We start from the raw sequence: 13,496 nt of genomic DNA, 5'->3' as shown, positions 1-13,496 counted from the left end.
TCAGTACGACAAAATTAACGAGATTGTTGGTGTAGACAATTAATGTTAATACACTTTTTATCCTCGCCGGCCGGTATGCTACTTTTGCGCACACTAGCTTACTGCCATGCCCCACCTGCTCACTTCCGCCCTGCCGTACGCCAACGGTCCCCTCCACCTCGGCCACCTAGCCGGTGCCTACCTGCCCGCCGACCTCTACGCCCGCTACCTGCGGCTGATGGGTAAGGACGTGCTCTGGGTCTGCGGTAGCGACGAGCACGGCGCGGCCATCACCCTGCGCGCGAAGAAAGAGGGCATTAAGCCGCAGGACATCATCGATAAGTACCACGCGCTTAACAAGGCCAGCTTCGCCGCTCTCGGTATCAGCTTCGACTATTACCACCGCACGAGCGCGCCGCTGCACCACGAGACCAGCCGGGAGTTTTTCCGCACCCTCGACCGGAAGGGCGGCGAGTTCATCGTCAAAACCACTGAGCAGTACTACGACCCTGAGTTTAAACAGTTCCTAGCCGACCGCTACATCAAGGGGACCTGCCCGCGCTGTGGCTATACCGAGGCCTTCGGAGATCAGTGCGAAAACTGCGGCAGCGACCTCTCACCGACCGAGCTCATCAATCCGGTTTCGGTGTTGAGCGGCACCAGGCCCGTGCTACGCAAGACCAAGCACTGGTACTTCGACCTGGCCAAGCACGAGGACTTCCTCCGCACCTGGATCCAGGAGGGCACCGTCGACGGCGTACAGCTCCACGACCCCGCCACCTGGAAAAAACACGTGATCGGCCAGTGCATGAGCTGGCTCAACGAGGGCCTACAGCCCCGGGCCATCACGCGCGATCTGGACTGGGGCATCAGCGTACCGCACCCCGAGGCGGAGGGCAAGGTGCTCTACGTCTGGTTCGATGCGCCCATCGGCTACATCTCCAGCACCAAGCAGTGGTGCCTCGACCACGGCCGCGACTGGCGCGACTACTGGCAAAATCCCGACACCGAGCTCATCCACTTCATCGGCAAGGACAACATCGTCTTCCACTGCCTCATCTTCCCCGCCATGCTACGGGCCCACGGCCAGTACGTGCTACCCAAGAACGTGCCCGCCAACCAGTTCCTCAACTTCGAGGGCGATAAGTTCTCCAAGTCCCGCGGCTGGGGCATCGAGCTACACGAGTACGTCGAGGAATTCCAGGACTTCCCCAACGGCGAGGATGCCCTGCGCTGGGCCCTCATCCGCAACCTTCCCGAGCAATCGGATGCCGACTTTACCTGGGACGGCTTCACCGAGTACTACGACAAGGACCTGGCCGATAAGCTGGGTAATTTCTTCAATCGGGTGACGGTACTTATGCACAAGTATTTTAATGGCCGGGTGCCGGCGGGACAAGGGACGGAGGGACGGGGGACTGGGGCGGGGCCGCAGGTGCAACGGCAATTGCAAGACAGTCTGGCCACTCTCGCTACCCACTTCGAGGCCTTTCGCTTCAAGGATGCGGCGACCACCTTTGTCGAGCTAGCCACCTACGGCAATACCTATCTCCAGGAGGCAGCGCCCTGGTCGCTGGCTAAGGCCGATCCCGACGATCCGGGCATTGCCGTGGTGATGTACAACTGCGTGCAGATCGCGGCGGTGCTGGCACTGACCGCTCACCCCTTCGTGCCTCTCGTAAGTGCCAAGCTGCGCACCGTGCTCAAGCAGGAGATTGTAACCAATGGCGACTGGGCCGTAGCCCGCGATCTACTCGCCTCCGGCCGGCCCCTCATCGAGCCCGGCCACCAAATCGGCCAGGCCGGCGTGCTGTTCCCCAAGATCGTGGACCGTAAGGATGATACGCTGCTGAAGATCATCCAGCGGCAACGGGATAAGCTCGTAGCAGCGCTGGTGGAGCGGGATGGGCCCGGTACCACCGCTCCGAGCCCGGCAGCACCCACGAAAACTAACGCAGCAATTTTAGAAGGACCAGCCACTAAGCCGTCTATCGAGTTTGACGACTTCACCAAGCTCGATCTACGCACGGCCACTATTCTCACTGCGGAGCCGATCAAAAAGTCGAACAAGCTCCTGCAGTTGACCATCGACCTGGGCAGTGGCGAGCAGCGCAGCGTAGTCAGCGGCATCGCCAAGCACTTCGACCCTGCGGACCTGCCCGGCCAGCCCGTAGTCGTAGTCACCAATCTGGCTCCCCGCAAAATGGCCGGGGTGCTCAGCGAGGCGATGATACTGATGGCGGAGGATGCGGCGGGGCGGTTGGTCTTCGTAGCGCCGCCGATTGGTTTTGGGAACGGACTGGTAGTGCGGTAACTCAGCCAATTTTCTTATCTTAGCTACTATGACGGCCCTTGCCTCTGTTACCTCCAACCCTTCCCATAATCTCGAGCTGCTCACGCCCCAGCAAGCGGCCCCCCATCCATTTACCTGGACTGTGGAGCGCTACCACGATGCCATCGCCAAAGGGCTACTGACCGAGAATGACCGGGTCGAGTTGCTTTTTGGCTTATTAAATGAGAAGATGCCCGTTGGAAAACGACACCGCGACTGCGTAGATAAGATCAATGTCTACTTCATTCTTAAGTTCCAAACTAGGTACCAGTACGGAGTTCAAAATCCACTGACTATCTCCGGATATTCGGAGCCGGAACCTGATTTTCTAGTTTTTAATCCTGAGAGCTACCAACAGCGAGAGGGGCAGCCCATTCCTGAGGATGTCCATCTGCTCATTGAAGTGTCCGACGCTACCCTTCCCTACGACCGCTCAACAAAGGCTAAACTTTACGCTCTGGCCGGTATCCAAGAGTACTGGATCGTCGATCTAAGGTCAAATCAAATCGAACTGCATCTAGAGCCTAATGTAGAAGCTGGGGAATACAACAACTTACGAAGGTATGGCGCAGATGCTACGTTTGAAAGTCCGTTTTGCGGACAGGTAAAGGTAGAGGATTTACTACCTACCTAACCTACACCCGCCGCAAATCCAACGTCCGCGCAAACTCCCGCTGCGCCGGCGCCCGCTTCACCTCCAGGCTTGCCACGCCCGCGTTGCTCTCTTCCGAAACATACTGCACCTGCGCCCCCGGCAACGTATCGGCGCCGCCGCCCTGCATGACGATATGCTCCACCTGCTTGACGCTATGGTTCGTATCCCAAAAGCGGTTCACCCGCCGGCTCTCGGCCTCCAGGCTATTGACCGGGAAGGTATCGTAGCTGCGCCCGCCCGGATGAGCCACGTGGTAAGTACAGCCCCCGATGCTGCGGCCGTTCCAACTATCGTAGATGTCGAAGACCAGCGGCACGTCGGGCTTCACGGTGGGGTGGAGCGCCGAGGGCGGGTTCCAGGCCTTATAGCGCACGCCGGCCACGTATTCACCCTCCCGGCCGGTGGAGGAGAGGGGCACCTCGACCTGGTTACAGAGTACCCGGTAGCGGTCGGCGTTGAAGTCCGTGACCCGTACCTGCAGCCGCTCCACGCTGGAGTCGACGTAGCGGGCTGTTCCGGCACTCCCCAGCTCCTCGCCCAGCACGTGCCAGGGCTCTATGGCGCTGCGTAGTTCCAGCCTGAGTTCCCCCTGCCGCACCGTACCCAGCACCGGGAAGCGGAACTCGAAAAACGGCTCCAGCCACTCCAACTTGAAGTCGAAACCGGCCTCGCGGAGGTATTCGCACACCTCCCGCAAATCCTCACGGACGTAATGGTGCAGGAGGAAGCGATCGTGCAGCGCCGTACCCCAGCGCACCAGCGGACGCCGGTAGGGCTCGGCCCAAAATGCCGCCACCAGCGCCCGGATCAGTAGTAACTGCGCCAGACACATCTCCTTATGCGGCGGCATGTCGAAGCCCCGCATCTCCAGGATACCGAGGCGACCGGTGGCACTATCCGGACTGTACAATTTGTCAATACAAAACTCTGCCCGGTGCGTATTGCCGGTCACGTCGATGAGCAGGTTGCGGAACAGCCGGTCCACCAGCCAGGGCATCGGCTCCGGGTGGGCGTCGAGCTGTCCGAAGGCGATCTCGAGCTCGTAGAGCATGTCGGGACGGCCCTCGTCTACGCGCGGCGCCTGACTAGTCGGTCCAATGAACGCCGAGCTGAACAAATAGCTCAGTCCCGGATGGTTCTGCCAGAAGTTGACGAAGCTACGCAGCAGGTCGGGCCGGCGTAGCAGGGGGCTATCGGCCGGCGTGGTACCGCCTAGCGTGATGTGGTTCCCGCCCCCGGTGCCGGTATGCCGGCCGTCGAGCATGAATTTATTGGTCCCCAGCTTACTCTCCTTCGCCAGGTCGAATAGTCGGTCGTAGTTATGTACGATCTCGCGCCAGTCGGCGGCGGGCTGGGCATTGACCTCTACGACGCCGGGGTCGGGGGCCACGACGAGTTTAGTCAGCCGGGCATCACTGGGCGGCTGGTAGCCCTCGATCACGACGGGCAGTTCCTGGGCGACGGCCGTTTGCTCGATGGCGTGCAATAGGGCCACGAAGCTTTCCCCACTTTCTAGCGGCGGCAGGAAAAGGTAGAGTCGTCCCTCGCGCGGCTCTAGACAGAGCGCCGTACGTACCAGGGGGCGCGGCCGCAGGTGTAATGAATCAGGTGAAGGAGCGATGCCTGCCGGTGTATCTCCATAAGCGGGTAGGGCACCGAGCTGCTCCTGGGGACTAGCCGCAAGCTCCACGGGGCGATCGGCAGGCGTGTCCTTTGGTAGTCGGTCGAGGGGCAGTCGTAGGCCCATGCCGGAATTACCCGGCAGCAGGAAGATGTGCTCGCGCTTCATCTCCCAGTGGCTGCTTTCCCACCGGCCCTCGTTGTGGTCGAAGGCGAGGGGCAGGACGTAGCCCTTGGGCTTATCGAGGCCCACGTCGAGGAGGTCATTGAGGGTGCGGCGCTCGAGCTTTTCGAGGGGGTCGATTTTGGTGGGGTCGACGTTGGTGGGTAGGTTGCCGGTCTCCCAGAGGAAGTAGAAGGTGTCTTCGTAGGCGGGCTGACAGTGCTCGGTGGGTAAGTCGAGCCGGCGGGCCAGGGCACGCCCGAAGCTGCCGGCCCGCTCGGCGGTGACCTGGTAGTCTTCGGTGGGGTTAGCTAGCAGAGCGGGGTCCTGCCAGAGCGGCTCGCCATCGGCCCGCCAGTAGATCGCGTACTGCCACCGGGGGATGGGTTCGCCGGGGTACCACTTGCCCTGCCCCTGGTGGATGAAGCCCCGGGGCGCAAACTCGGCTTTCAGTTTTTCGGCCAGGGTGTAGGCCAGGCGGCGCTTGTCCTTGCCGTCGGCGGCCTCGTTCCACTGCTCGGACTCCATGTCGTGGTCGGAGACGAAAGTGGGCTCGCCGCCCATGGTGAGGCGGACGTCGCCGGACTGTAGCGCCTCTTCGACCCGGTCACCCAACTGGAGAAATTCCTGGAACTGCTGCTCGTCGTAAGGCTTGGTCACCCGCGGCGTCTCGCGTACTCGCTCTACGATGTTTGCGAAGTCGAAAGTCACCTCGGCCGGCTCGCTGTACCCACTTAGGGGGGCGGCGCTGGCCGGATCGGGGGTAGCGGCCAGGGGGATATGGCCCTCTCCGGCAAAGAGTCCGCTCGTAGCATCCAGCCCCACCCAGCCGGCCCCGGGCAGGTAAACCTCGGCCCAGGCGTGCAGGTCGGTGAAGTCCTGCTCGGGACCGTTGGGTCCGTCGAGCACTTTTTCGTCCGGGGTGAGCTGTACGAGGTAACCGGAGACGAAGCGGGCGGCCAGTCTGAAGCGGCGTAGGATCTGCACCAACAGCCAGGCCGAGTCGCGGCAGGAGCCGTTGCGGCGCTCTAGGGTGGTCTGGCAGGTTTGTACGCCGGGCTCCATGCGCACGTTGTAGTGGATGTCGTTGGCTAGGCGCTGGTTGAGGCGGACGAGCCAGTTGACGGTGGGCTCTCCGGTTCCATCAGCTTGCACCTGCGGTCCCGCCCCTTCCCTCATCCAGGCATCCAAAAGCTCACTTTTCTCCGATAGCTCCAGATAGGGTAGGAGTTCCTTCTTCGCCTGCTCTTCGTAGTTGAACGGCACCGTCTCAGCGTACTCTTCCAGGAAGAAGTCGAAGGGATTGAAGGTGACTAGATCGGCGATGACCTCTACATCAATGATGAGTTCCTTCACCTTATCGGGGAAGACCACGCGGGCCAGGTAGTTGCCGAAGGGGTCCTGCTGCCAGTTGATGAAGTGATTGTCCGGCTGCACCTTGAGGCTATAGGCGTGGATGGGCGTGCGTGCGTGGGGGGCGGGGCGTAGCCGAATCACCTGGGGCCAAAGCTTGACGGGGTGGTCGTAGGTATACTTGGTGTGGTGGCGGAGGGCTACGCGGGTGGGCATGGGAGCAAGGTAGGTGATATATACCCCACGGTTGTACTTTGTTGCCCGTTCACACTTGCCCCCCGCCCCCTAACTCCTTTGCCCCTTGCCTTCACCTACCGGTCTTTTCACCGACTACACCGTGCCGGAGGGTACGCTCGACGAGGTCTTCAGCGACTTTAGCCACCACTATTCCAGATACCCGGCCATTCGTGAAGTATTTGATGAGCTGAGCGCCGGTGACTTCCAGCGACTTAACGAGAGCGCGAAACTGAGCTTTCTGAACCAGGGCATCACCTATGCGGTGTACTCCGAGGATGGCGGCGGTAAAGAAAAGATCTTCCCCTTCGACCTCTTCCCGCGTATCATCGACCAGGAGGAATGGGTGCAGCTGCAGATGGGGCTGGAGCAGCGCAACACGGCCCTTAATCTCTTCCTGAAGGATGTTTACGGCCCCCGCGCCATATTAAAGGAGAAGATCGTGCCCGAGGACCTGGTGATGAGTAGCACCCACTACGTGAAGGGTATGGAAGACTTCCAACCCCGGGGAGGCATCTACACCCACGTCTGCGGCACGGACCTGGTGCGGCACACCGACGGAAAGTTCTACGTGCTGGAGGATAACCTGCGTAGCCCCTCCGGCGTCAGCTACGTGCTCTCCAACCGGGCGGCCATGAAGCGGACGCTCTACGGCATGTTCCGCCAGGTGCCGGTGGAAGAGGTGAGTGACTATCCGGCCATGCTACTCCAGACGCTGCAGTCTGTGGCTGCCCCGCGGGACGAGTCTCCCCGCTGCGTAGTGCTCACCCCCGGCCCCTTCAATTCCGCCTACTACGAGCATAGCCTACTGGCCCGGCTCATGGACTGCGACCTGGTCGAAGGGCCCGACCTCTACGTCGACGACGATACGGTCTACCTCAAGACCATCAGTGGCCGGCAGCGGGTGGACGTCATCTACCGCCGCATCGACGATGCCTATCTCGACCCCGAGGTCTTTCGCCCCGATAGCATGCTCGGCGTGGCCGGACTCATGCGCGCCTACGCCAAGGGCCGGGTCACCATCGTCAATGCTCCCGGCACCGGCATCGCCGACGACAAAGCTATCTGCGCCTACGTACCCGATATGATCCGCTTTTACCTGAAGCAGGAGCCCATTATTAGCAACGTGCCGACCTATATCTGTGGTCGGCCCGAGGACCTCAAGTATACCCTGGAGCACCTGTCGGAGCTAGTAGTAAAGCCCGTCGATATGTCCGGCGGCTACGGCGTCATGATCTGCGACCGCCTCAACCAGGCCGAGCTCGACGAACTTGCCAAAAAGATTCAGGCCGACCCCCGCAACTTCATCGCCCAGCCCAAGATCATGCTCTCGACCCATTCCACCTACATCGAGGACAAGAACAGCTTTGCCCCCCGCCACATCGACCTGCGCACCTTCACCCTGCTTGGGGCCGATAAGACGCGTATTCTTAAGGGCGGCCTCACCCGTGTGGCGCTGAAGGAGGGAAGTTTGATCGTGAACTCTAGTCAGGGGGGCGGCAGCAAGGATACCTGGGTCATCGCGTAGCTCGTCCCGATTGGCATCGGGCCTCGGTAGACTGCCTTCGGCCGGGTAGACCCCTTTGGGGGTAGACCGCTTCGCTCGTCTTGGTGTTACATTGCACCTGCGGGCCCGCCCTCAGATAATACCTGTGACACCTGCAACGCACGTAACACCTCCGATAACGGCTACGCAATAACCCAACAACTAACCCACTCAACAACCCCCCACCCCCTTGCTAGCCCGCATCGCCTCCACCCTCTACTGGACCGGCCGCTACATCGAGCGGTCCGAGCACCTGGCCCGCTACCTGCGCGTGCAGTACTTCTCGATGCTGGATGCGCCGATGAGCCAGAGCAAGGACTTCATCCTCAAGTCGATCCTGAATATGTACGGGAGCACCTGGGAAGAGGGAGAGGAGCTAGTGGAGGTGGACGTGCTGCAGCGGGTGGGCATGGACTACGGCGTACCCACCAGTATCCGCTCCACAGTAAGGGCGGCACGGGAAAATGCTGGGAGCGTACGGCACGTCATCTCCACGGAATTGTGGGAGGCCATTAATACCTTTTACGTCAATAGCAACGGCACCGACCCGGAGGACTTCGCCGTACGCGGCCTCTACGACTACACCTTCGAGGTAAGCCGGCAGTGCGCCATCATCCGCTCGCGCATTCACGATACGCTGCTGCACGACCAGGCCTGGGTGTTCATGAAGCTGGGCATTCATCTGGAGCGGGTAGCGCAGGTGATCCGTATTATCAATTCTAAGCTGCACGACGGCGACGTGATCTCCGACAGCGGCGGCCCCAACGAAAATAAGGTCCTCAAGCTCTATCAGCAGACCATCCTGCTCAAGGTCGTCGAGGGCTTCGACATGCACCGCCGGGCCTACCAGCGGCGGCAGACGCGGCGCACTACGCTGGAGTTTTTGATCGGCCACCCACAGTTTTCCCGCTCCATCACCTATAACATGCAGCGCATCGTCGGCCTGCTGGAGCGCCTACACGGCAAATCGGACGTGCGCGACTCCGTACAATTCCGCGCCGGCAAGCTCTATGCCTACTTCCGCTACCTTGACTACGACGCCATCAGCGACAACCCCATCGAATACCTCAACGACGCCCTCTCCGAGGTCTACGCCCTCCACGACGACATCGACCGCACCTACTTCAACTCGGTCGAGTCAGATCCCAAACCGGCTACCCAATCGCAGACGCAGTCGCAGTCCAATGGCACACAGAGCCAGTCGATGGCTGGTTAGCTGATTAGACGAGCGAAGCGAGCTGCCCTGTCCTTTAGTCCTTAACCCCTTTAGCCCCTAACCCCTTCCCCATGACCTACTGCCTAGGCATCCGCGTAAAAAAAGGCCTCGTAGCCATCGCCGATACCCGCATCACCTCCGGCTCCGAGACCACCTCGGCCAAGAAGATCTCCATTCACAAGCAGGGGAAGAACAACATCTTCCTGATGACCTCCGGCCTGCGCTCCGTACGCGATAAGGCCGTGACCTACTTCGAGGAGGTGCTGGAAGAGAGCAGCCACTTCGACAAGATGTACAAGGTGGTCAATGCCTTCGGCGAGCAGCTGCGCCGGGTGGCCGATGAGGACAAGGCTAGTCTGGCCGCCTCGGGCCTGAGCTTCAACCTCTTCACCATCGTAGGCGGGCAGCTCGAAAACGACAAGGACCACAAGCTCTACCTCCTCTACCCCGAGGGCAACTGGATCGAGATCGGCGAGGCTACCCCCTTTACCATCATCGGCAATTCGGGCTACGGTAAGCCCATCCTAAACCGTACGCTGACCTACGAGAGCCCCCTCAATTTCGCCATCAAGTGCGGCTTCCTGAGCTTCGACTCTACGCGGGTGAGTGCCAACGACGTGGGCTACCCCATTGACATGGTCATCTACCACAAGGATACCGGCTTCATGCACGAGACCCGCTTCGATGAGACGGACACCGGCCACCTCGGCGCCATGTGGGGCAGCCGCCTGCGGGAGGTGATTAAGGAGATCCCCGATGACTGGATCGATGATCTGGTCACGAAGGTGGAACGGCAGGGGAAGGAGGATAAGGTGCGGCAGATCCAGGTGGCGCAGCAGCAGCAGTAGGGGGGGTAGGTGAACCCACGGAGCGTAGCCACTGTAACACCAAACCGTGACACATAATCCATTAGCTACCCGTCCCGTTCGCGAGCTGTCCATCCTACTAAGTGGTATAGCCCTCCTAGCCGCCGCCATCTACGCCGATCACCGCGACGACACCCCCGTGTACACCCCCTATGCCGGCGACTACACCGGGAAGGAGATCAACCCCTTCGACCGATTGGGCTATACGGTTCGCAATCGGCGGGCCGGCAACCTGGCCGATGCGGGACTCTACGGCGGGCCCACGCTGCCCCTACTCCTTTCGCTGCACCCGCGTACGCGCCCCCATTACCCCACGGTGCTGCTGCTTTGGTTGGAGACGATGCTGCTCACCTTTGCCGCCTCTAGCCTATTGAAAAACACGGTAAGCCGGCCGCGCCCCTATGTGTATAATCAGGACTGGCAGCTTGACCGGCCCCTCACGCGCAGGGACCGGGCGGCCTTTCTCTCCGGTCATGCGGCCAATGCAACGGCCGGGGCGGTCCTCTTTGCGGAGCTCCTGCGCACCTACGACGGGCGGCGGGGGGCCTGGCTGGGACGTCTGCTGGCCATGGGGGTGGCGCTGAGCACGGGCTTCCTTCGCGTAAAGGCGGGCAAACACTGGCCGACGGACGCCGCAGCGGGAGCGTTACTGGGCGGCGGGGTCGCAGGTGCAGTGATGGTGGTACACCGCCGACGCCGATCCTGACTAAGGGCAGCCGCACCGAACCATAATCCCCTCCACGCATTTAGAGCAGCTAACAAACTACCCGAAGCCCATGCGCTACCTTCTTCCCCTAGCCCTGTCCTTTCTTTTCCTAGCCAGCTGCCAGGATGACGACGATGTGCCCGGCCCCGTAGCCAATACCACCGTAGAACTCATCGTGTCGAACGACGCCGTCTTTCCCGAGGGAATTGCCTACGACGATGCCACCGACCGCGTCTATACCGGCTCTACGGTGAACGGTACCATTTTTGCCGGGGCTAAGACAGACATGCGTTTGCAGCCGCTAGGTACTACCGGCGACCGTATCCGTGCCGCGCTGGGTATGGAGGTGTCCGGTACGGATCTTTACATCGCCGGTGGCCCTACCGGGTCGGCCTACGTGCTGAACCTCGGATCTAACCAGGTCCGGCAACTAAGCAGTGAGGAAGTACCCACGGGCGATAGCACCTTCGTCAACGATGTGACGGTAGCCAGCGACGGAACAGCTTACCTAACCAATTCCTACTTTCCCGTTATGTACCGCTATAGCGGTGGTGATAGCCTGGAGACCTGGCTTGAACTAGACAGCACCGTCATCGACTACGGTGCCAGCTTCAATCTCAACGGCATCGCCATCACCCCGGACGACCGCTACCTGCTGTCCATTCAGTCGAACACCGGTAACCTCTACCGCATTGACGTGAGCGATAAGTCCGTCACCCAGGTGACCGTCAGTGGCTACCCGCTCACGGCCGGCGACGGTATCGAGCTCGACGACAACCTGTTGTTCGTAGTCCGCAATATGAACGCCGAGGTAGTCACCATCGAGATGAACGACGATTATTCCTCCGGCACTGTCGTACAGGTGACGGGGGGTGCCTTCCGCTTCCCCACCACCATCGCCGCTACGTCCGATAGTCTCCTCGTCGTCAACGCCCAGCTCGATCAGCAGGGGCCCGGGGGGAGCCCGGTGCTACCGTTCACCATCTCGAAGTTCGCGCGGTAAGCACAATAGTATTCAGCGAAATTTCGCTAAATTTGCGAGCAAACGACCCACCGTATGAAACTGCTAGTCTGCGTCAGCAAGACGCCCGAAACTACCACCAAGATCCAGCTTACCGGCGACGGTAGTGACATCGACACTACGGGCGTGCAGTACATCATGAACCCCTACGATGAGTGGTACGCTCTGGTGCGTGCCCTGGAACTTAAGGAGGCCTCCGGCGGATCGGTCACCATTCTGAATGTAGGCCCCGCCGACAACGACGCTGTGATCCGCAAGGGATTGGCCATCGGTGCCGACGATGCGGTCCGTATCGACGTCAGTGAAGAGAAAGATAGCCTCTACACCGCCCGCCAAATTGCCGAGTATGCTCGTGGGGAGAGCTACGACCTTATTTTCTTCGGTAAGGAGACCATTAGCTACAACGGCTCCGAGGTAGGGGCTATGGTAGCCGAATTCCTGGACCTACCCTACATCGCTGAGGCCATCGAACTGGAAGTCGAGGGTAGCAAAGCCACCGTTACCCGCGACATTGAGGGCGGCGAGGAGGTTATCGAGGTCCCAACTCCCTTTGCCCTGAGCTCCGCCAAAGGACTCGCTGAGCAGCGCATCCCCAACATGCGCGGTATCATGATGGCCAAACGTAAACCGCTCAACGTGGTGCAGCCTACGGACTTCCCCGATACCACCCGCATTGCCCACTACGATAAGCTCGCCGACAAGGGCAGCGTAAAGCTCATCGACCCCGATGACATGGACGAGCTGGTACGTCTACTGCACGAAGAGGCAAAGGTCATATAGTCCCCTGTCCCTTTAATCCCCTCTCCCTTCAATCCCTAATCCTCTTACCCCATGGTACTTGTATACGCGGAGGCTACGAATGGCCAGTTTAAGAAAATGGCCCACGAGGTGGTCGTTTACGGAAGAAAAACGGCCAACGTGCTTGGCACAGAGTGTCATGCTCTCGTATTGGGAGATGCAACGGGTGCCGAGGACCTCGCACGCTTTGGTGCCAGCAAGGTGCACCGGGTAAGTAGTCCGAACCTAGAAAAATTCGATGCGGCGGTGTACACCGTTGCTATTGCCGAGGCAGCCAAGAAGCTCGGAGCTACCGTCATCGTGCTTTCGCATAACAGCACCGGTAAGAGCATCACCGGGCGGTTAGCTGCGCGCTTGGAGGCCGGTAGCGTACCCGGAGCCAATGCCATCCCTATGATGAAAGATGGCTATTTTACCGTGCGCAAACCCGTATTCTCCGGTAAGGCCTTCGCCGAGGTGCAGGTGCTTACCGACGTTAAGGTCATCAGTGTGGCGGGCAACTCCATCCCCGTAGAGGAGCTCGGCCAGTCCGGGGGTAGTGTCGAGTCACTCGATATTCCCGTACCCGAGCCCAAAACGACAGTCGTCAAGCATCAGGTAGCTAGCGGCCGCGTCCCCCTACCCGAGGCCGAACTGGTCGTCAGCGGCGGCCGCGGACTCAAAGGTCCCGAAAACTGGGGTGTAGTAGAAGATCTCGCCGAAGCCCTCGGCGCCACCACCGCCTGTAGCCGCCCCGTGGCCGATAGCGACTGGCGCCCCCACCACGAGCACGTGGGACAGACCGGCGTGGCCATCCGCCCCAACCTCTACATTGCCGCCGGCATCAGTGGGGCCATTCAGCACCTGGCCGGTGTCAACAACTCCAAGACGATCGTCGTGATCAATAAAGACGCCGATGCGCCCTTCTTCAAGGCGGCCGACTATGGGGTGGTGGGCGACCTATTCGAGGTGCTGCCGCGGCTGACGGAGGCGGTGAAGAGGTATAAGCAAGGCTAAGCGTTGCGCGT

Annotated in this window: 10 protein-coding genes; 9 read left to right on the top strand and 1 reads right to left on the bottom strand. The window is 60.6% G+C overall.

What is annotated here, in order from left to right; genetic code table 11:
- Positions 1-106 precede the first annotated feature (106 nt).
- Both metG and ACOOHD_RS09665 read left to right on the top strand, forming a co-directional pair.
- The gene (gene metG, locus ACOOHD_RS09670; protein WP_420461361.1) at positions 107-2,293 is read left to right on the top strand and encodes a methionine--tRNA ligase; all 2,187 of its coding nucleotides are present in this window, start codon (positions 107-109) and stop codon (positions 2,291-2,293) included.
- 28 nt (positions 2,294-2,321) lie between these two features.
- On the top strand, positions 2,322-2,945 hold the full coding sequence (locus ACOOHD_RS09665) for a Uma2 family endonuclease (protein WP_420461360.1): 624 nt from the start codon (positions 2,322-2,324) through the stop codon (positions 2,943-2,945).
- Position 2,946: 1 nt separating this feature from the next.
- Here the strand turns inward: ACOOHD_RS09665 and ACOOHD_RS09660 are convergent, their stop codons facing one another.
- Complete coding sequence (locus ACOOHD_RS09660; protein ID WP_420461359.1) at positions 2,947-6,318, bottom strand: DUF2126 domain-containing protein; 3,372 nt, start codon at positions 6,316-6,318, stop codon at positions 2,947-2,949.
- A gap of 85 nt (positions 6,319-6,403) precedes the next feature.
- Between ACOOHD_RS09660 and ACOOHD_RS09655 the strand changes: the two genes are divergently transcribed.
- The 7 genes from ACOOHD_RS09655 (at position 6,404) to ACOOHD_RS09625 (ending at position 13,485) form a co-directional block, all read left to right on the top strand.
- Positions 6,404-7,864 carry a circularly permuted type 2 ATP-grasp protein gene (locus tag ACOOHD_RS09655; RefSeq protein WP_420461358.1) on the top strand — a complete coding sequence of 487 codons (1,461 nt, stop codon included), beginning with the start codon at positions 6,404-6,406 and terminating at the stop codon, positions 7,862-7,864.
- Positions 7,865-8,072: 208 nt separating this feature from the next.
- A complete protein-coding gene (locus ACOOHD_RS09650; RefSeq protein WP_420461357.1) occupies positions 8,073-9,098 on the top strand; it encodes an alpha-E domain-containing protein in 1,026 nt (341 codons plus the stop codon).
- 71 nt (positions 9,099-9,169) lie between these two features.
- Positions 9,170-9,946, top strand: a complete 777-nt coding sequence (locus ACOOHD_RS09645) for a peptidase (RefSeq protein WP_420461356.1) — start codon at positions 9,170-9,172, stop codon at positions 9,944-9,946.
- Between the two features lie 46 nt (positions 9,947-9,992).
- Entirely contained in the window at positions 9,993-10,670 is a 678-nt protein-coding gene (locus ACOOHD_RS09640; protein WP_420461355.1) for a phosphatase PAP2 family protein, read from the top strand.
- A gap of 70 nt (positions 10,671-10,740) precedes the next feature.
- Complete coding sequence (locus tag ACOOHD_RS09635) at positions 10,741-11,673, top strand: SMP-30/gluconolactonase/LRE family protein (protein ID WP_420461354.1); 933 nt, start codon at positions 10,741-10,743, stop codon at positions 11,671-11,673.
- 54 nt (positions 11,674-11,727) lie between these two features.
- Entirely contained in the window at positions 11,728-12,471 is a 744-nt protein-coding gene (locus ACOOHD_RS09630) for an electron transfer flavoprotein subunit beta/FixA family protein (protein WP_420461353.1), read from the top strand.
- A gap of 51 nt (positions 12,472-12,522) precedes the next feature.
- Positions 12,523-13,485 (top strand): electron transfer flavoprotein subunit alpha/FixB family protein, encoded by a 963-nt coding sequence (locus ACOOHD_RS09625; RefSeq protein WP_420461352.1) that lies wholly within the window; start codon positions 12,523-12,525, stop codon positions 13,483-13,485.
- The last annotated feature ends 11 nt before the right edge of the window (positions 13,486-13,496 follow it).

Source organism: Neolewinella sp. (genome assembly GCF_965214665.1).
GTDB lineage: Bacteria > Bacteroidota > Bacteroidia > Chitinophagales > Saprospiraceae > Neolewinella.
Note: the sequence above shows the minus strand (reverse complement) of the source record. Positions and strands in the feature narration are given on the sequence as shown.

What these genes read in the sequence shown, in the direction of transcription:
- ACOOHD_RS09630 (WP_420461353.1), top strand. Translation starts at nt 11,728, where the DNA reads ATGAAACTGCTAGTCTGCGTCAGCAAGACGCCCGAAACTACCACCAAG.
- ACOOHD_RS09635 (WP_420461354.1), top strand. Translation starts at nt 10,741, where the DNA reads ATGCGCTACCTTCTTCCCCTAGCCCTGTCCTTTCTTTTCCTAGCCAGC.
- metG (WP_420461361.1), top strand. Translation starts at nt 107, where the DNA reads ATGCCCCACCTGCTCACTTCCGCCCTGCCGTACGCCAACGGTCCCCTC.
- ACOOHD_RS09665 (WP_420461360.1), top strand. Translation starts at nt 2,322, where the DNA reads ATGACGGCCCTTGCCTCTGTTACCTCCAACCCTTCCCATAATCTCGAG.
- ACOOHD_RS09645 (WP_420461356.1), top strand. Translation starts at nt 9,170, where the DNA reads ATGACCTACTGCCTAGGCATCCGCGTAAAAAAAGGCCTCGTAGCCATC.
- ACOOHD_RS09660 (WP_420461359.1), bottom strand. Translation starts at nt 6,318, where the DNA reads ATGCCCACCCGCGTAGCCCTCCGCCACCACACCAAGTATACCTACGAC.
- ACOOHD_RS09625 (WP_420461352.1), top strand. Translation starts at nt 12,523, where the DNA reads ATGGTACTTGTATACGCGGAGGCTACGAATGGCCAGTTTAAGAAAATG.